The organism is Flavobacterium sp. LK-23, from assembly GCF_058135255.1.
Window position 1 is genome coordinate 64,960 of the sequence record NZ_JBYUVT010000013.1, and the last position, 19,369, is coordinate 84,328.

Genomic DNA, 19,369 nt, shown 5'->3' on the forward strand with positions numbered 1-19,369 from the left:
AGGCTTCGTTCTTATCTGTTGATCGCTTCAATTTTTAAAGTCCAAGCTTCTTTTGCAGGAAGATTGTTTCTTAAACTTTCCGGAATAATTACTTTAAATCCGTTTCCTTCTTTGGTCCATTTTAAAGAAGTTTTAGAACCTAACATTGTAATCTTAGTTCCTTTTTTAGGACTGATCGATTTTACAGTAACTGCAGCAGGAATTTTATCTTCTCCGTCTTTAGCTAAATAAAATGCGAACACATTACCCACTTTATTTTGTGTAAAACAAATGTTTTCTTCTTTATAAGGCTCGATCGGTTTTGTATTGTAAATCGCTGTGCTGTTTACTTTCATCCAATCTCCGTACGCTTGCAATAAATCGTAAGCTCCTTTATCCCATTCTCCTTCTGGACTTGGAGCAATGTTCAATAATAAGTTTCCGCCTTTAGCTACAATATCAATCAACATGTGAATACCTTGTCTTCCAGTCATGTATTCAGCACCTGGAGAATAAGACCATCCACCGCCTGCAGGAATACAAGATTCCCAAGGATAAGGCAACGTTTTAGCAGGAACACGTCCTTCTGGAGTTAAGTAGTTTTGGTTTTTACCATGAACCGCTCTATCAACCACAATTAAACCTGGTTGTTTTTGACGTGCTTTTACAACCAATTCATCCATTTTTGGATCTTGATCTACCACTCTGTGTTTGATGAAACCGTTTTTAGATTCGTTTTCAGTAAATTTCTCGTCGTAGTTTTCTTTGATGTTTACTTGGTCTCTTTTTCTAACCCATCCTCCATCTAACCATAAGATATCAACTTTACCGTAGTTGGTTAAGATTTCTAAGATTTGGTTGTGCGTGAAATCAACATATTTTTGCCATTTTTCAGGGTATAAAGACGGATCATAATTTACGTTTCTGTCGAATGGAGGAAAATAAGGATCCCAGTAATTTTCGTTATGCCAGTCTGGTTTAGAGAAATAAGCTCCAGTTGAAATACCTTCGCCTCTAAAAGAGTTGAAAATTTCTTTTAAAACATCTGCTTTTGGGTTGGTATGAAAAGGAACGTCCTTACTAGTAATCTTGTAATCAGAGTATTTAGTATCATACATATTGAATCCGTCATGGTGTTTTGTAGTGAAAACCATGTATTTCATTCCAGCATATTTAGCCGCTTTAGCCCATTTTGCAGGATCAAATTTTACAGGATTAAACGTTTTTCTTAAACCTTCGTAATCTTTAATATAATCATTATAATTAGACGGATTGCTTCCTTTTTTACGTTCACACCATCCGTAATCTTCAGGGCAGATAGACCAAGATTCTACAATTCCCCATTGGCTGTAAGTTCCCCAGTGCATTAGCAAACCAAATTTTTTGCCTTGCCATTCGTCTAAGTTTTTCAAAACCAACGGATCAGTTTCTGGTACGTATCTTTCATCTTCATAAATCGCCTGAGCGAATATCTGAGCTGAAAATAAAAGGGCGATTATGAATATTCCTTTTTTCATCTTTAATCTAATTTATAATTTATTATTCTTTGTTTTTCTGGTTTAATAGGTAATCTTAATTTAATTTATCAAGTATCGGTTGATCTGTAAAAGTTAATTCTTTTTGGGTGTTTTCATTAAGCTGCTCCAATACAGCAAACTTATTTTCTCCCGCTTTCAACCAGCATCCTGGTACATAAAGCGTTTGCTGTGGGCCTACTTTCCAGTAGCGACCAAGATTGTGGCCGTTAACAAATACAATTCCTTTTCCCCAATTTGTCATATCAAGAAAAGTATCGGCTGGTTTATCTATGTTAACTGTAGATTCATATAAAACTGGGCGCCCTGGTTTTATCGTTTCATTTTTGATAACAGGCACTTCACTCATTGGCATTTTATACATTTCCCATCCACCACTAATTTCATATTCATTAATGAATACTGGAGAAATAATTCCTTTCGTATTATGTACTATTTCTGCTCCGTAATTAATACGTCCCATATTTTCAACTAGAATTTCTAAAATACCGTTAAATGGAATAGAAAGGGTCAACTCGTAATTTTTGAAAACTCTATTCAATTCTCCAACCTTAACTCCATTTACATAAACTGTAGCAAAGTCTCTCAATCCCTCAATTTTCAATTTGCCAGAAGAAATTGGCTGCGTAAATCTTTTTCGATACAAAACATATCCATTTCCCTGACCTAACTTTTCAAATGTTAAAGGCTGATCATTTACAACTGCTTTTTCTTTTTTGATCCAACTTAAAACATCCATACTCGATTTGATCGGCTGATTAGGATATTTTACAACTGGTATTTTCTCTGGAATCGGAGCTAATTTTGTTTTAGAATACTTTTGCATTACATCACGTATAGCCATAAATTTTGGTGTTGCCCAACCTGCTTCGCTAATAGGAGCATCATAATCATAGCTTGTAATATCCGGCTGAATATCACTTTCCTCATTATAATTTGCTCCAGAGGTAAATCCAAAATTAGTACCACCGTGCACCATATAATAATTAAAAGAAACACCTGCATCAAGGTATTTTTTAGTTTGACTTGCGATCTCTTCAGATCCAATTTTAATAAATGGTTCTGCCCAGTGATCCAACCAGCCAGAATAAAACTCTGCTACCATGTAAGGTCCTTGCCCTTTGTGGTATTTATCAACCTGTTTCTTTAAATTTTCTATATTAGATTCTCCATTTGCAGTTGGCAGCACGCCTTCAACAGCACCGCCTTCAAACAACCAAGTACCGTCAGAAGTAAAAAAAGGCTCTGGAAACCCCGTTTCTTTAAGCATATTATAAATTGCAGTTTTGTATGCTTTATGATCCTCAGCACTAATATCGGTTCTTTGAGAAACATAAGAACCAAATTCATTTTCAGCCTGAACCATAATAATAGGTCCTCCTTGGTTAGCAAAAAGTCCTTTTACCTCTGCATACAAATGTTCTAGATACGTTTTGCAAGCTTCTAAAAATGCTTTGTTATTGGTACGAATTACTAAATCTGGATTGTTTTGTAACCACCAAGGATATCCTCCAAATTCCCATTCACCGCAGGCATACGGACCTGGTCTAAGAATCACATACAATCCTTCACTTTTAGCAAGACGTACAAATTCTGCTAAATTTTTATTTCCTGTTTTAAAATCCCATACACCTGGCTCAATTTCGTGATAATTCCAAAACACATAGGTTGCCACGGTATTCAATCCCATAGCTTTAATCATTTGCAGCCTATGTCTCCAATACTCTTTAGGAATACGCTCGTAGTGCATTTCTCCCGAATGTATTTTTATAATTTTCCCATCTTGTTTAAATTCTCCATTAGATATAGAAAATCCTTTGCTTTGTGCCATAGTAAAAAACGGCATCAAGCAAATCAATAATACTCCGAGCTTAAATAATATCTTATTCATTCTTTTTCAGATTATACATTTATAAACTTAACAAGCATTTCACGTTAAGCTATGTGTTAGAAACTAATTTCTTTCTAAACTCTTTTACCAAGTTTCAATAAAAACTATGTTTCTATGTGTTTAAAAATTTTTAATTCACCAAAATTTCATCCACAAACAACCAAGAGCTTTCTCCTTTTGGACTTTTCTTTAAGTTGCCTCCAATTACTTTTACAAAACGTGCATTTTGTTTCTGGAAATTAATTTTAAAATCTTTCAATTCCGGAACTGGATTTACCACATACGGACGCATTGTTTTCCCCACTTGCGTATATTTAATTCCGTCTGTAGAAATCAACACTTTTACTTGAATTGGGAAATTAACTCCAGCGCCTTGACTTTCTAAAGCTCCAACTGATACTTGCTCAATACTTTCTACTTTTTCAAGATCTATTACCAATTCCATATCATTAACCAGCCAAGCCTGCCATTGTCCGTCATGGAAATTTTTACTTCCGCGAATGGCATTTACCATTGTATTAGCATCTCCTTTATAACTCTGGTTGAAAGGCGTTAAGTATTTCACTTTTTTCGCAAATCCTTTATGGAAAACAATCGTATCCGTAAATGTTTTTCCAACTGGTTTTTCATCTTGAAATAAAGAAGCTTTTAAAACAGTAGTTGCTGCAATTTCAATTGGAGTTGTGTATTTTATAGCATGATGATCGATGCTTTGGTTTCCTAAAACATAGCGGATATCTGGATTTGGGAACTCATTTTTCAATTCCACTTTGATTTGTTTATTGGCCAAATCTGCTGTTGAAGAAGCGGTTACCAAATACGCGCTTTTCGCATAATTCAATCCTTGATAATCGTAACGTTTGAACATTGAAAACAATCTTGATGTAAAATCATTCCAATTGCGTTTCTCTTTCGGACTCCATAAGGTTTCAGACAAAGCTGCTAATCTTGGAAAAATCATATATTCAGAATCTTTTGGTCCCGCAATATGCTCTGCCCATAAATTGGCTTGTCCTCCTAAAACGTGTGCAGCTTCCTGTGGTGTCATTGTTGCAACTACAGGATCAAATTTGTATACTTCGCTTAACGGATTATAAGCATCAAAAGCTAATGGTTCTTCGTTTTGAGGACCTTGGTAAAAGTTGAAATAACAAGGCGTTTCTGGTGTCATAATTACGTCATGGCCCTGATCTGCTGCTTCAATGCCGCCTTTCATTCCTCTCCAGCTCATTACTGTCGCATCTGGAGCTAAACCGCCTTCTAAAATTTCATCCCAACCGATAACTCTTTTACCTTTAGAATTGATGTATTTTTCCATGCGTTTTACAAAGTAGCTTTGTAATTCGTCAACACTTTTCAAACGCTCGTCTTTGATTCTTTTTTGGCAGTGCGGACATTTTGCCCAATTGGTTTTAGTTGCTTCATCACCACCAATATGAATGTATTTTGAAGGAAAAATAGTAATTACTTCATCAATTACATTTTGCAAAAATTCGAACGTAGTTTCTTTTCCAGCACAATAAATATCTGTTAAAGGCCAAACTCCGCCTGACGGAACGCCAATTCTCTGGTTGAAACAAGCCAATTCTGGATAAGCTGCAATAGCACTGCTTACATGAGCCGGCATTTCAATTTCTGGAATTACTTCAATTCCTTTTGTCGCAGCATATTTTACGATTTCTTTTAATTCCTCTTGCGTAAAAAATCCGCCGTAAGTTCCTTTTTCATCAGGATTTGTCGTTAATCTGGCATTCCAAGAAACATTTTCCTGATCGACTCTCCAAGCACCAACCTCTGTTAGTTTTGGATATTTTTTAATTTCAATTCTCCAACCCTGATCATCAACCAAGTGCATGTGCAGAACATTCATTTTATGGGCTGCCAAACGATCGATTGTGGCTAAAACATAATTTTTATCGAAGAAATGACGTGATAAATCCAGCATTAAACCTCTCCATTTAAAACGAGGCTCATCATTAATGGTCAAGGTTGGAATCTGCCATTTTGCAGAAGTAATCGCAAATTTGCTTTCGATGGCTTCAGGAAGCAATTGTCTAACACTTTCTAAAGCATATAAGAATCCATTATTCCCTTTTGCAGTAATAACAATGTTAGTCGGATTTACATCCAAAACGTAAGCTTCGTTTTTTAAGTTCGGATCTGTTTTTAATAAAACATAATTACTCGCAGGAGCTTTTGTCGTAACTTCTGGTTTCCATCCTGCAGCGGTCTCAAATTTTGATGCCAAAGCATTTGCAGCGTCTTTTTGGAAATCACCGTTTATTACAAACTTTGTATCTTTTGTAAATTCAAAAACTCCTGTTTTAATAAAAGTCTGAGTCGGTTTTGGAATGATATGAATATCATTTTCCGTATAAACTTTCTGCGCATGAGCCGAGAAAATTGAAGTGATTAGGGTTAATAGGAATAGTAATTTTTTCATTCTTTGTTTTTTGGTTTCTTTAAAAGTTACTTATAAAGCTGCTTTTAGAGATATAGTTTTTTAGTTTTTGTTTGTCATTTTGACTGAAAGGAGACCCGAGCGATAGCGAATCGGCGAAGCAAATCACACTAGAGACTCCTCACAGAAACTCACCAATCTTTGTCGAGCTTGTTGCGGAGATTCCTCGTTCCTCGGAATGACAATATTGCGTGTACATCTTTGGCGAATTACTTGTGTGATCCTTCGTTCCTCAGGATGACAAAACTGTGTCATTAAACTTTGTCAAAGTTTGAAACTTTGACAAAGTTTAAAACGTGATAATTACTTATCCCAAGACATTTTAAATTTCGCATCTTCCATTCTGTGGCCTTTGGCGTCATCAGAAACGGCGTAATTAAATCCTGATCTTAAGCTGTAACCTGCGTATTCTCCGTTTTTATTCAAAGCAATAAAACCAACTTGCAGGTATTCCATGTCTTTGTGGTTTTTATGTTTGTTGTAAATACGTTCTGTGATTTCTTTACAGGCATCATAAGGAGATTTTCCCTGACGCATTAGTTCGACAACCATGGCACTTCCGGCAGTTCTAATAACCGCTTCGCCCAAACCAGTTGCCGCTGCGGCTCCCACTTCGTTGTCCAAGAAAAGACCCGCGCCGATTATTGGGGAGTCACCGACGCGTCCGTGCATCTTCCAAGCAGCACCACTTGTGGTACATCCGCCAGAAAGATTGCCATCTTGGTCTAACATTAGCATACTTATGGTATCGTGATTTTCTATATTAATAACTGGCTTGTATTTAGAATCTTCCAGCCATTTTTTCCAATCTTTTTCAGATTCTGGAGTTAATAAATTTTCTTCTTTAAAACCTTCAGACAAGGCAAATTGCAATGCTCCTTGCCCTGCTAACATTACGTGTGGCGTGTTTTGTAATACCCTTTTCGCAACAGAAATGGGGTGTTTAATTCCTTGAAGGAAACAAACAGATCCGCAATTGCTATTATGATCCATGATACAGGCATCAAGAGTCACTTTCCCTTCGCGATCCGGATATCCTCCGTAACCCACACTGCGGACATTCGGATCTGCTTCAGGTATTTTCATTCCGGCTTCGATGGCATCTAAAGCCGATTTTCCTTCTTTTAAATTTTTCCAAGATTCTTTATTTGCAGGCAAACCATGATTCCATGTCGAGATGATGATCGGTTTAGTCTGTTTTTTTTCTTTTGATTCAGCTTCTGGTTCATTTTCGTGATTGGCAGCAAATCCGCTTACGCCCAAAACAGAACTAATGGCTAAGGTGCCTAAAGTGGTTTTCTTAATAAAATCTCTTCTATTTGACATGTCTTTTTGGTTTTAATTCAACTCTAAGAAACTACGTGTTCTTGATGTTGCTAAATTAATCAGTAATAATTTTTAATCCCAGAAAAATCGACTACAACGACGCTTTTACTGACTTAATTGTTTTTAAATTACTTTCTGATAAAGCATTTCCGTCAAAAAATGAAACTCCTGTTGCACCATTTTTCTTAGCTTCTAAAATTGCTTCTTTCAATTCTGCATCCGATTTTAAACCTGGAATATAAATTCCTGTATTTACTTTCGTTGGCTTTCCTTCTAAATCGGCTACACCTTGTTTGGTTGCATAACCTACCCAGTCAATTTCTTCATCATAAAAACTATGATAAATCATTGGATACACTTCGTCAATATTCCATTTATCCCAACGCTGACGAACCATATGATCTGCCATTTCTGGATAAGGAAATACTGCTGCCGTTAATTTCTTATTATGTTTATGAGCAATTTTATACGCATCGTCAACCACCGCTTTTACCGCATTTAATCTAAAGTTTTTCCACTCCATATCAATTGACGTATTGTGGCTCTTTTTTGGATTTTTATGATGTTCTTTTTCGAATTTGCTTACGCACGCATCACAATAACAGAAATCAAATTGTGGCAATTCTACATCTTGCACCAAGTTATATTTTGGCAATAAACTGATTGGCAAGAAAATATCCGGGAAACGAATGTAGTCTAAATGTACACTTTCAATTCCCTCTACTTTTGCTAAACCTTCAACCAAACCTAAAACGTGATTTCTAGATTCTTCTTTAGTTGGGCAAAGCCATTGGTAATAGTCTACATACGGACGATTGTCAAAGCAAGATTTTCCCTCTTTGCTTACTTGATACCAATCTGGATGCTGTAAAGCAATTGAATCGTTTGGACGGTTCATTGCCATAATCCAAGCGTGAACTTTTAGTCCTTCTTTTTTTGCAAGCGGAACTAATCTTGCTAATAGTTTCGGATCGGTTTGCGTGTTAATTAAAACTTCATCGATTCCGCCGTCTTTGTATTTTTTGAATTCTTTCGAATAATCTGCATCCGATTTTTTAGCGTCAGCAGTGGTCCAAACACCAAAAGCGAATTTACCGTTTTCCTCATCTTTGGTTTCTTTTTGTCCGCAAGAGAATAAACTCAGCGAAAGCGCTAATACTAAAACTTTTGATAGTTTTTGCAACCTACTCGTTCGTAATAATTTTACCATCTTCTTTAATTATTAAGGTTTTGTTTGAAAAAGGACTTTTTACCAAGATATTAAATCCTGATGAATGATTTTCTAAAATTGGCTTTAAAGTCTTTCCGTCAACCACTATATTTTTTTTACTGATACTTTGCAGTGATTTTGCCCAAGATTTATTCTTTTCGAAATATCTTTTTTGAGCGCGATACAACGTATACAGTTCCCATTTTACTTTTTCTTCCTGTGGAATTGTAAAAGTATCCTGTCCTCCTATTTCTTTTGAAGAGAAGTATACATAAGCCCATTTTTCGGGCTCATGCATATTTATCACTCCCATAGGCGACCAAACCCAATTGTATTCTGGGAGAAACTTTCCTTCTGAATCCTTTTTACGCTCATATTTTCCGTCAACAACTGAATGCTGCCAATTCACTCTAGAAAAATTGACTTTCCAAAATTTATCTTTCGGAACAATATCGTCGAAATAAGATGTCTTATAAACTGACCACGGAATGGCAATTTCTAATGTCCAGCCTTTATCAATATCTGAAGCATTATTTAAAGTTCCGTCAATCTTTACAGCCGATTTTAAACCTGTAATATTCCAATCGTTTAAAACCGTATTTTTTTCTCTGTAAGGTTTATTAATAAATAGATCCCAAGCGGTGTTTAACGCATTTATTTCTAATTCATAATAATTGTGAGTATCATTATCTGGATCAATAAAAACCTCAAAATCATTATTATAAAAAATAATCGTATCGCGTTGTCTGAGATTTGCCCAAACGTGAGGCTCTTCCATTTTTGCCAGGATATAGTAGTAATTATCGTCCCAAAGCATTTTGACCTGAGTATTGTATTTTGGTTTTTCAACGCCTTCTATGTCGACAAAAGGTGTTGTCCAAGCTGCTTTTTCCCAGTCTTTATCTGCCCCGTCTCCGTCAATAACAATTTCTTTTGAAGTCTTATACGTAATATAACTTTTTGGTGTAACCTCTTTTTCAGATTGCGAATAACCCATCAATCCAACAAAAAAAACGGCAAGGGACAATAATTTACTTCTACTATGCATCTTTATATTATAAACTATTATCTTTTGTAAACTGAATTACTTCACTTAATTTTCCGAAAGCGATTGCTACGTGAGTATCAGCCGCACCGTAATAAACTGCTAATTTATCTTCTTCTACATCATGTAAAGCAGCGCAAGGGAATACTACGTTTGGCACATCTCCAACCATTTCATAAGTTTCTGCTGGCCCTAATAAATATGGTTGTGTTCTGTATTTTACTTGGTCTGGCGAATCAACATCTAAAAGTGCTGAACCCATTGCATAACGGAAACCGTTACAAGTATTAATAACTCCGTGGTAAATCATTAACCATCCTTCGTCAGTTAAAATCGGAATTGGTCCTGCACCTACTTTAGTACATTGCCAAGCACTTTTTTCAAACGGACTTGGTTTCATAACCAATCTATGTTCTCCCCAATATTTCATGTCTGGGCTGTAACTGATCCAGATATCTCCAAATGGCGTGTGACCGTTATCACTTGGACGGCTTAACATCGCGTATTTTCCGTTAATTTTCTGTGGAAACAAAACTCCGTTTCTGTTGAATGGTAAAAAGGCATTTTCGCATTGGAAAAATTCTTTAAAATCGAAAGTATAACCAATACCAATTGTTGGTCCGTTGTAACCGTTACACCAAGTAATCCAGTAACGATCTTCGATCCAAACCACACGCGGATCATATTTATAAGCAGATTCAATCATTTCTGTATTTCCAGATTTCATCTCAATTGGTTCGTGATTAATGTCCCAATTGATCCCATCTTTACTGAAACCAGCAAAAATATTCATCTGAACTGCTTTATTATCACATCTGAAAACCCCAGCATATCCGTCTCCAAAAGGAACAACTGCACTATTGAATATACTGTTTGATGAAGGAATCGAATATCTATCGATAATTGGATTCTCAGAATATCTCCACATTACATCTTTACTGTTTTCGGGTCTGTCTTGCCAAGGAATAGTACTCATTTTTTGTTTTTTTTATTTATTAGTTTTTTGTTTTATTCTTTTTTAAACACATAGAATCATAGTTTTTTGGAACGCTTAAAAGGCATTTCACTTTGAATAAATCACATAGCTCTATTTTGTCATCCTGAGGAACGAAGGATCACACTAGAAGCTCCGCAATCTATGTCGCCAATCTTTGTCGAGTTACGTGTGTGATCCTTCGTTCCTCAGGATGACAAACTGCACTGTAAAACTTTGTCAAATTTTTGAGCTTTTACAAAGTTGCTGTACATAGTAACACCGCCAATCTTACGTCCCCGTAGTTGAAACTACGGGCTATGTTTAAAATCTATGTGTTAGAAACTAGTTTCTTTCTCTTATCTTTTCCAACATCAAAAAAAATCTATGTTCCTATGTGTTTAAAATTTATAGAATCAAAATAATCTCCTCTAAAATCCTGATTCTATACTCTTTATTCTTTTCTCTTTATTCTTTTCTCTTTATTCTTTTCTCTAAAAATCTACTCTTCAATCTTCCTAACTCGATCCAGCCAAGTAAACTTCAACACTGTAGTCGTAACCAAGAAAACCACCAATGCCACAGCCGCTTTTGGATAATCTCTTATAATGAAGTAAATTGGAAGTAGAATCATGCTTGACTGCCATACAATTCCAATTACACAATTCATCATATCAAGATAGAAATCATTATTTTTTTGGAAAGATTGATCTTCTGCTTTTAATTGTTTGTAAACTGGCCCCCAGAATCCCCAAGGTCTCACATTGCTGTAGAAAGATTTCAGTACTTCTATATCTGTTGGCTTGCTTAAGTAAGTTCCTAAAAGACAACCTAAAATTGACATTCCGAAAATTAATGGGAATAGGTAAATCGATGGCACTTGCGAAAGATCATGCAGGAATGTTCCCGCTGCTAGATTTCCTTTGTTTTGATCTAAAACAAATTGAAGGGAAGCTGCGATTAATCCGCCAACCATTCCCCAGAAATACCCCCATCCGTTAAAACGCCACCAAATCCATTTTAAGAAGTTCGCTGCAACGTAACCTCCGTAAAGAGCACTTGTAATCCAAAGTGTTAACGAGTTGATCGAATCTGCGAAGAATCCCATGAAAACTCCAAGACCAACAACTAAGAAAGAAGAAATCTGACTTACTTTAATATAGTGCTGATTTGAAGCAACTGGTTTAAAGTATTTTTTATAAATATCATTTACAATATATGCTGGCCCTGCATTTACAAAAGCGGAGAATCCAGACATGAAAGCGGCTAATAATCCTGCTAGAAGAATCCCTTTAATACCAACTGGAATATAAAGATTGACCACTTTAGGCATTAATAATTCTAAATCTGCTCCAGTAAGATTAACGTTTGCATTTAATTCTGGCGCTAAATTCACTAAAGCAATAACCACAATTCCTGTGATCAATAAATATCTCGGAATGAATAAAATTAAGTTGGTAAAACCACTCATGTAAGCTGCTTCTTTTACCGATTTTGTCGAAAGAACACGCTGTAGATCGTAACTTGGAGTTGGCCCTGCAACACTAGCGAAGAACCCTTTGAAAAGCGTCATTCCGATGAAAGCGCCAAACATCTTATAACCTTCCGTATCAATTAATCGGTTGAACGTTTCAAATTTATCGCTCCATTGCGTTTCAAATTCCCATCCGAAGAAAACATTTTTCCATTCTGGCGTAATTACCGAATTGATCTGAATATCAGTATAATTAATGAATGCATAACCAGCGATTAAAACTCCCGCAACAATCATAATAATATATTGTACAACCTCTGTCGCTACAACAGAAAACATTCCGCCTTTAACCGTATAAATGGTTGTTAAGAAAATGATTAACAATGCATAAGCTTGTTCAGATGTTAAGAAAACAGAACCATTCATGTGAACTGTTAAATCCCAAGGAAGAATGATGGTTACAAATTTTCCGATTCCGACGAAAAAATAAGCGATAAAACCAATTGTAGAAATGATGGCAAAAATAGCCACAATAATATGTGATGCTTTTCCTGCTTTGTCGCTTCCAAAACGAGTTAAAATCCATTCAGAACCCGTCATTACTTTTGATCTTCTAATCCAGACCGCAAGGAACATCATCACAAAAATCTGATTCCAAATTGGCCAAAGCCACATAAACATGAAGCTTTTTACACCATATAGAAATAAAACTCCAATCATCCAGGAAGTTCCCGAAACATCAAACATTCCCGAGCCATTGCTCAATCCTAAAAAATACCATTTGATTGATTTCCCGCCAAGAAAATAATCGTCAAGTCCTTTTGATGCTTTTCTTGAAATCCAGATTCCGATACCGACCGAGAGTACGATATAGATTAAAATGATTGATACGTCTATTATGTTCATTAAATTATTTATTTTGAATTAGTTAGTTCAGACCCCAGTTTTTGTTTGGCTGCGCTCCCATTACAAAATGAAGTACACCGCCTTTTAGCATTTCTTGGTGAGAAATTGCAGTTTTATTAAATGCTTTTCCGTTTAAAGTAACCGATTGGATATAGAAGTTTTTGTTTGAAACATTTTCTGCTTCAATTACAAAAGTTTTTCCATTTGGAAGATTTAAAGTTGATTTTTCGAAAATCGGACTTCCAATTTCGTATTCACCAGAAGCTGGATTCATTGGGTATAATCCCATTGAGCTGAATACATACCAAGCCGACATTTGTCCACAGTCTTCGTTTCCGCTTAGACCGTTTGCTGTCGTATTGTATTGAGTATCTAAAATGTGGCGTACCCAATATTGCGTTCTCCAAGGCTGACCTGCATGATTAAACATGTAAGCAATATGGTGACTTGGCTCATTACCATGTGCATATTGTCCGATCAAACCAGAAATATCTGCAGAAACATTATTTCCTGTAATCTCAGAACTCTCTGTAAATAATTGTTCTAAACGTTTTGTAAAAATATCGTTTCCTCCGTGAAGTTTAATAAAATCATCTACATTATGAGGTACAAACCAGCTGTGCTGCCAAGCATTTCCTTCGGTATAATCGGTATGTTCTCTGTGATTGGAGTGTTTTGGATCGAAAGGTTCGTTCCAAGATTTTCCATCTTCCGATTTTCCTCTCATGAAACCAGATTTGGCATCAAACAAATATTCGTAAGCTTTTGAACGTTTCGAGAAAAATTCATAATCAGCTGTTTTTCCTAAAGCTTTCGCCATTTGAGCCACACACCAATCGTCGTAAGCATATTCTAAAGTAATGGTAACCGATTCGTCTAATAAATTATAAGGAATGTAACCGTATTTTTTGTAGAAATTCAAGCCGCGTTCGTCCTGCATCATCGTTGCTTTCATGGCTTCAAAAGCTTTTTCAGCATCAAAACCTTTAATGCCTTTCATATAAGCATCTACAATAACTGGAATCGAATGATATCCTGTCATCGTATTAGTTTCATTAGCGTATAATGTCCAAACTGGAAGTATCTTTTTGGTTTCATAATACGCTAACATCGAATTAACTAAATCGGAAACTTTTGTTGGTTCTAACAGGGTCAGCAATGGGTTTTCTGCTCTAAATGTATCCCAAAGAGATAATGTTGAGTAAGCGGTATAATCTTTAGCAGTAATAATTTTATCATCTTCTCTTCTAAATTGCCCGTTTTTATCGCTATATGTTACCGGTGCAACTTGAGCATGATATAAAGCGGTATAGAAAATAGTCTTTAAAGAATCAACTGGAGTTTCAACTGTAATTTTGCTTAAAGCTTTGTTCCACTCTAAAGATGCTTCTGTTTTTACTTTTTCAAATTCTTGATCTTTATCTAAATTATCTTTCGCATTAGCGATACTTACAGAAGAAAGCGCCACTTTAACGCCTAATTCTTCAGAGTTTTTGCCATCGAAGAATAATTGCAGAGCTGTATTTTCACCTTCAGCATTCTTACCTGAAACTACTTTTTTATCAGCAGTAATAATAGATTCTGTAATGGGCTTAGAAAACTTGGCAACAAAAAACACTTTCTGATTTTTTGCCCAACCCGTACTGTAACGGTAACCGCTAATGGTATTTTGGTCTTCAACTGTAATGGCAGTTTTTACCGCTTTGTCCCAGTTAATGGCAAAACCTAAATCGACAACAACAGATTGCGTATCGTTATTATTATAGGTATACTTATGGTATGCGGTTCTTAGTGTAGAAGTTAATTCTACATTGATTTTAGGATCTTCAAGAAAAACTTGGTAATAACCCGGTATTGCTTTTTCGTTAACATGATTATATTTTGATTTATACGGTAAGAAATCGCGTGAAGCGGCTTTGGCGGTTAAGTCTAACTTTTTGTTTGTCGGCATAAATAAAATATCTGCCAAATCACCGATTCCTGTCCCGCTTAAATGTAAATGACTAAATCCAGAAACTATCGAGTCAGAATAATGATAGCCTGAGCACCAGTCCCAGCTAGAAACCCCATTATCTGGACTCACTTGCAGCATCCCAAACGGAACTGTTGCGCCCGGATATGTATGTCCGTGCCCGCCAGTACCTATAAAAGGATCTACATAATTTGTTGCAAAACTTTGTTTATGTTGATTTTTATCTACATTTATTTTGCAACTTGCAGTTAAAATTACCGTCAGAGAAAGCAGAGTAATTTTCCTCATATCAAAACAATATTAATTTAACTTTAAATTTAGATAAATTCAACTTTTACCAAAATATTTTTAGACGGACGACATTTAAACAGCTCTAAACATCAAAAAATAGTAACAAACGACATTCTATTCTACGATTATGATTTTCAACTCAAAAAAACCTTATAGTTTACCCATACGTTATCATGTTTACTTTTGGCTAACGTATTTTGTATTCAATACATTCCGTTGGGGAAGTTATTTTAACGATTATGTTTATTCGTTAAAAACCACTTTACTCGGATTTCCAATTCACATGGCATTGTGTTATCTCAATATTTTGGTTTTAATGCCTCACTTTATTTACCGCAAAAAGTACGTCCTATATATTATAAGTGTATTGTCAGCGATTTTTATCATGGTTGTTTTAAAATTTAATCTGACTTACCTACTGATTACACACGACGTTTGGCCTGAAGGTCCGCAAACCATCAGTACACTTACACTCAATTACACGATAGATATGATGATGGGTGAATTGTATGTGATGACTTTTGTTACCGCAATTAAAATCACTTTAGATTTCTTAAAAGAACAAAGACGTGTGACAGATTTAGAAAAATCGCAGCTAGAAACCGAATTGTTGTTTTTGAAGTCACAGATTTCTCCACATTTTTTCTTTAATACCTTAAATAACATTTATTCCCTTTCTGTAGAAAAATCGAACAAAACGCCAAAAATCGTTTTAAAGCTTTCTGAATTGATGCGCTACATGCTTTATGAAACAAAAGGCAAAAAGCAGACTTTAGAAAATGAGATTATGTGCATTCAGAATTATTTGGATCTGGAAAGAATTAGAAACGGAGAGCGTCTAGAAGTAGACATGTCTATTTCTGGAGATATTCACGATAAAGAAATTTCTCCAGTCCTTCTGTTGACTTTCGTCGAAAATGCTTTTAAGCATGGCGTGAACAAAAATACTGGAAATGTTTTAATTGACATTAGATTTAAAGTAAAAGGAGATTTTTTATATTTCACCATTTCAAACCCAATGCCCGAATTTACCGTACATAAAGATAATTTTAACAAGTCAAGTGGTATAGGTATTGAAAACGTAAAAAAAAGACTCGAATTAGGATATAATAAAAGTGACTATAAGCTTTCATTTAAAAATAAAAAGAATATTTTTGTCGTTAAACTAGTTATAAAAGTCACATAACCCCAACTTTTATAAGTTTAGAAAACTATACCTACAAAAAACCACATATCGGCCAAAAATAACAGTACAAATGAAAATAAAGTGTTTAATTATCGATGATGAGCCATTGGCAATAAACGTTATTAAAAATTATATTGAACAGATTGAAGATTTAGAATTGGTAAATACTTTTAGCAATTCTATCGAAGGATTAAATTTCTTGAAAAACAATACTATAGATGTAATTTTTTTAGACATTAACATGCCTGTTTTGGACGGTATTAATTTCATTAAAAGTTTAGAAAATCCTCCTTTACTTATTATTACAAGTGCTTACGATCAGTTTGCGATTGAAACTTACGAGCTTGATGTGTTAGATTATCTGGTAAAACCAATTGAGTTTCCGAGATTAATGAAAGCAGTAAACAAAATCAACAAACGTCTTAATAATGCAACCAAGCTTCCGCAGGAAAATAGCAAAGAGAATCCTTTCATTTTCGTAAAAATCGACAAGAAAAAAATGAAGAAGATTTTCTTGAACGAAATTCTGGTTATCGAAAGCTTAAAGGACTATTTAAAAATCAGTACCACTTCTGGAAAGTTTATCATTCACAGTACTTTATCTGATTTTACAAGTTTATTGCCAGAGAGAGATTTTATCAGAATCCACCGATCTTATACAATCGCGATTGACAAAATTGACGCCGTTGAAGGAAACAGCATTGAAATTGAAGGACTTCGATACGTTATAGGAAGATCTTATATTGATGAAGTAAAACAGAAAATCCTTAATTCTTCTATATAAAGGTTTAACCGCAAAGCACGCTAAGGTTTACGCAAAGTTCGCAAAGTTTTTTCTCAAAGCTTTGCGAACTTTTTTTTCTCATTTTTCAGACAACGTAAAAATAAAATCTTAGCGAACTTTGCGTAAACCTTAGCGCTCTTTGCGGTAAAAAAATCTTTGCGGTAAAACACACAAAACGTATAAAAAACGAAAATGCGGCCAACCACGACCGCATTTTCTCTCAATTATAGGTAACTAACCAAAATAAACCATGAAATAGTCTATTATCTTTATGCTGCAAAAAACTAAAAGTGATATCTTTTAAACGCTTCAATAGCCGAATAATCTGCTAAACCTAAGCTGTGATATTTTTCTGCAGTCAATCTATTTCTGTCTTCAACTCGAACCCAAAACTCCCTGCTATCATCACCTTGAAACATAACGCCGTCTTTTTGAGACTGGTGATAAAAAATAGCATGTCGTTTCTTTAAAACCTGGTCAGGACTCATTGGTACTGCCATGTCAATTTGGTACGATTCCCATTCATGCCATGCTCCTCGGTATAACCAAACCCAGCAATCATCCATAAAGCTTTTGTGTTTTAGTCTTTTTAAAGCTTCAAACAAACTGTCTAAACATACTTTATGAGTTCCATGCGGATCTGCTAAATCTCCAGCGGCATAAATTTGATGCGGTTTTATTCTTTCAATAACGTCACACATAATGTCGACATCTGCATCTGAAAGATTATTCTTTTTAACCGTTCCTGTTTCGTAAAACGGAAGATCCAAAAAGTGTACGTTAGAATCTGGCAAACCAATATAACGAGTTGCTCCAAAAGATTCGCTTCTTCTTATTAATCCTTTTAATTTTCTAACTTCTAATGAATCAATCTCGTTTCCAGTTCTGGTCTGAAGAAAATCGATTATTTTATCAGACATTCTAGAATCTGGATGTAATGCTTTCGAAATTTCTGCAAACTTTAAAGCTTCAACATCTGAAACCGCAATATTTCCAGAAGTCTGATAGGCTACATGAACCTCGTGCCCCTGCTCTACCAAACGGTCGAATGTTCCTCCCATTGAAATCACATCATCATCTGGATGCGGGCTGAAAATGATAATTCTTTTCTTTTCCGGCGTGGAACGCTCCGGTCTGTACGTATCATCAGCATTGGGTTTTCCGCCCGGCCATCCCGTGATGGTTTGCTGCATTTTATTGAACATTTTAATATTCAAATCGTATGCAGTTCCTTCTTCCGTCAAAAGACTCGACATTCCGTTGTCGTTATAATCTTTATCCGTCAGTTTTAGGAAAGGTTTCTTCGTCAACTCACTTAACCAAGCCACCGCTTTTAATTTTAACTCATCTGTCCAAACACAAGACTTAACCAGCCAAGGCGTTTTAACTCTTGTTAGTTCAGACGAAGCTTCTGTATCTAGAACAAATGTTGTGTTGTTATGCTCTTGCAAATACGTAGCTGGAACTTGCGAAGAAACTTCCCCTTCGATTGTCTTTTTTATAATTCCTGCTTTACTGATTCCCCAGCCAAGCAAAACAATTCTTTTTGCATTTCTAACGGTTCCAATTCCCATTGTTATGGCTTTTCTCGGAACATTATCAATTCCTAAAAAAGAAGAAGCCGCATCAACTCTCGTGATATGATCCAAAGTAATACTTCTGGTTCCCGAATTCACATGAGAACCTGGTTCATTAAACCCAATGTGCCCTGTTCTACCGATTCCTAAAAGCTGAAAATCTAATCCGCCGTACGATTTAATTTTCATCTCATAATCGATGCAATATTGCTGTAATTCCTCGGCACTCACCTGCCCGTCTGGAATATTTATATTTTTAGGAAGAATATTTACATGATGAAATAAATGTTCGTGCATAAAATGATAATAACTTTGAATATCATTCTTATCCATCGGATAATATTCATCTAAGTTAAAAGTCACAACATTTTCAAAACTAAGACCTTCCTCTTTGTGCATTCTAACCAATTCTTCATAAACCTTAATTGGCGAAGAACCTGTAGCCAAACCTAAAACACAAGGTTCGTTTAGCTCGTTTTTTCTCTGAATTAAATTGGCAATTTCTTGCGCGACAAGTAAAGAAGCTTCTTGCGACGATTCGAAAATAACATTGTGAATTTTCTCAAAACGAGTTTCTTCAAACTTCCCTGCTTCTCTAAAACCTATATCTTCTTTAATCATATGCCTTGTCATTTAATTTCTAAAATAAAGGTAGAATTAAATTATCCGTTCCTCTCAAAAATTCGACTAATAACGACTGCGCTTCGGCAAAAGACAAAATAAGATATGCTAAGTTATTTTAATACTTCGCAAAGAAGC

General features: G+C 35.4%; 12 protein-coding genes. 2 read left to right on the forward strand and 10 right to left on the reverse strand.

The features are described 5' to 3' along the window. Window positions 1–11 precede the first annotated feature (11 nt). The 9 genes from AC3Y25_RS17675 to AC3Y25_RS17715 form a co-directional block, all read right to left on the reverse strand. Entirely contained in the window at window positions 12–1,496 is a 1,485-nt protein-coding gene (locus AC3Y25_RS17675) for an alpha-L-fucosidase (protein WP_489903640.1), read from the reverse strand. Between the two features lie 55 nt (window positions 1,497–1,551). Next, on the reverse strand, window positions 1,552–3,405 hold the full coding sequence (locus tag AC3Y25_RS17680; RefSeq protein ID WP_489903641.1) for a glycoside hydrolase family 35 protein: 1,854 nt from the start codon (window positions 3,403–3,405) through the stop codon (window positions 1,552–1,554). A 130-nt stretch (window positions 3,406–3,535) separates the two neighbouring features. After that, window positions 3,536–5,848 carry a beta-N-acetylhexosaminidase gene (locus AC3Y25_RS17685; RefSeq protein WP_489903642.1) on the reverse strand — a complete coding sequence of 771 codons (2,313 nt, stop codon included), beginning with the start codon at window positions 5,846–5,848 and terminating at the stop codon, window positions 3,536–3,538. A 321-nt stretch (window positions 5,849–6,169) separates the two neighbouring features. Beyond that, complete coding sequence (locus AC3Y25_RS17690; protein ID WP_250836314.1) at window positions 6,170–7,192, reverse strand: isoaspartyl peptidase/L-asparaginase family protein; 1,023 nt, start codon at window positions 7,190–7,192, stop codon at window positions 6,170–6,172. A 91-nt stretch (window positions 7,193–7,283) separates the two neighbouring features. Next, the gene (locus AC3Y25_RS17695) at window positions 7,284–8,402 is read right to left on the reverse strand and encodes a putative glycoside hydrolase (RefSeq protein ID WP_489903643.1); all 1,119 of its coding nucleotides are present in this window, start codon (window positions 8,400–8,402) and stop codon (window positions 7,284–7,286) included. After that, entirely contained in the window at window positions 8,377–9,450 is a 1,074-nt protein-coding gene (locus tag AC3Y25_RS17700; protein WP_489903644.1) for a carbohydrate-binding family 9-like protein, read from the reverse strand. The genes AC3Y25_RS17695 and AC3Y25_RS17700 overlap by 26 nt, the downstream gene beginning before the upstream one ends. A 7-nt stretch (window positions 9,451–9,457) precedes the next feature. Further along, a complete protein-coding gene (locus AC3Y25_RS17705; protein ID WP_379799397.1) occupies window positions 9,458–10,423 on the reverse strand; it encodes a glycoside hydrolase family 130 protein in 966 nt (321 codons plus the stop codon). 499 nt (window positions 10,424–10,922) lie between these two features. Further along, window positions 10,923–12,800, reverse strand: a complete 1,878-nt coding sequence (locus AC3Y25_RS17710) for a sodium:solute symporter family protein (protein WP_489903645.1) — start codon at window positions 12,798–12,800, stop codon at window positions 10,923–10,925. A 22-nt stretch (window positions 12,801–12,822) separates the two neighbouring features. Further along, complete coding sequence (locus tag AC3Y25_RS17715) at window positions 12,823–15,060, reverse strand: GH92 family glycosyl hydrolase (protein ID WP_489903646.1); 2,238 nt, start codon at window positions 15,058–15,060, stop codon at window positions 12,823–12,825. A 130-nt stretch (window positions 15,061–15,190) separates the two neighbouring features. Here AC3Y25_RS17715 and AC3Y25_RS17720 point away from each other — a divergent pair, with 130 nt between their 5' ends. Together AC3Y25_RS17720 and AC3Y25_RS17725 are read left to right on the forward strand one after the other, a co-directional pair. Further along, window positions 15,191–16,249 carry a sensor histidine kinase gene (locus AC3Y25_RS17720; RefSeq protein ID WP_379799391.1) on the forward strand — a complete coding sequence of 353 codons (1,059 nt, stop codon included), beginning with the start codon at window positions 15,191–15,193 and terminating at the stop codon, window positions 16,247–16,249. Window positions 16,250–16,319: 70 nt separating this feature from the next. Beyond that, on the forward strand, window positions 16,320–17,033 hold the full coding sequence (locus tag AC3Y25_RS17725; RefSeq protein ID WP_379799389.1) for a LytR/AlgR family response regulator transcription factor: 714 nt from the start codon (window positions 16,320–16,322) through the stop codon (window positions 17,031–17,033). Between the two features lie 284 nt (window positions 17,034–17,317). On the opposite strand, the gene nagB is transcribed toward AC3Y25_RS17725, so the two are convergent. Then, entirely contained in the window at window positions 17,318–19,231 is a 1,914-nt protein-coding gene (gene nagB, locus AC3Y25_RS17730) for a glucosamine-6-phosphate deaminase (protein WP_489903647.1), read from the reverse strand. Window positions 19,232–19,369 lie beyond the last annotated feature (138 nt).

Excerpts from the sequence above, each read along its gene's own strand:
- AC3Y25_RS17675 (WP_489903640.1), bottom strand. The coding sequence starts at position 1,496 with ATGAAAAAAGGAATATTCATAATCGCCCTTTTATTTTCAGCTCAGATA.
- AC3Y25_RS17680 (WP_489903641.1), bottom strand. The coding sequence starts at position 3,405 with ATGAATAAGATATTATTTAAGCTCGGAGTATTATTGATTTGCTTGATG.
- AC3Y25_RS17685 (WP_489903642.1), bottom strand. The coding sequence starts at position 5,848 with ATGAAAAAATTACTATTCCTATTAACCCTAATCACTTCAATTTTCTCG.
- AC3Y25_RS17690 (WP_250836314.1), bottom strand. The coding sequence starts at position 7,192 with ATGTCAAATAGAAGAGATTTTATTAAGAAAACCACTTTAGGCACCTTA.
- AC3Y25_RS17695 (WP_489903643.1), bottom strand. The coding sequence starts at position 8,402 with ATGGTAAAATTATTACGAACGAGTAGGTTGCAAAAACTATCAAAAGTT.
- AC3Y25_RS17700 (WP_489903644.1), bottom strand. The coding sequence starts at position 9,450 with ATGCATAGTAGAAGTAAATTATTGTCCCTTGCCGTTTTTTTTGTTGGA.
- AC3Y25_RS17705 (WP_379799397.1), bottom strand. The coding sequence starts at position 10,423 with ATGAGTACTATTCCTTGGCAAGACAGACCCGAAAACAGTAAAGATGTA.
- AC3Y25_RS17710 (WP_489903645.1), bottom strand. The coding sequence starts at position 12,800 with ATGAACATAATAGACGTATCAATCATTTTAATCTATATCGTACTCTCG.
- AC3Y25_RS17715 (WP_489903646.1), bottom strand. The coding sequence starts at position 15,060 with ATGAGGAAAATTACTCTGCTTTCTCTGACGGTAATTTTAACTGCAAGT.
- AC3Y25_RS17720 (WP_379799391.1), top strand. The coding sequence starts at position 15,191 with ATGATTTTCAACTCAAAAAAACCTTATAGTTTACCCATACGTTATCAT.
- AC3Y25_RS17725 (WP_379799389.1), top strand. The coding sequence starts at position 16,320 with ATGAAAATAAAGTGTTTAATTATCGATGATGAGCCATTGGCAATAAAC.
- nagB (WP_489903647.1), bottom strand. The coding sequence starts at position 19,231 with ATGATTAAAGAAGATATAGGTTTTAGAGAAGCAGGGAAGTTTGAAGAA.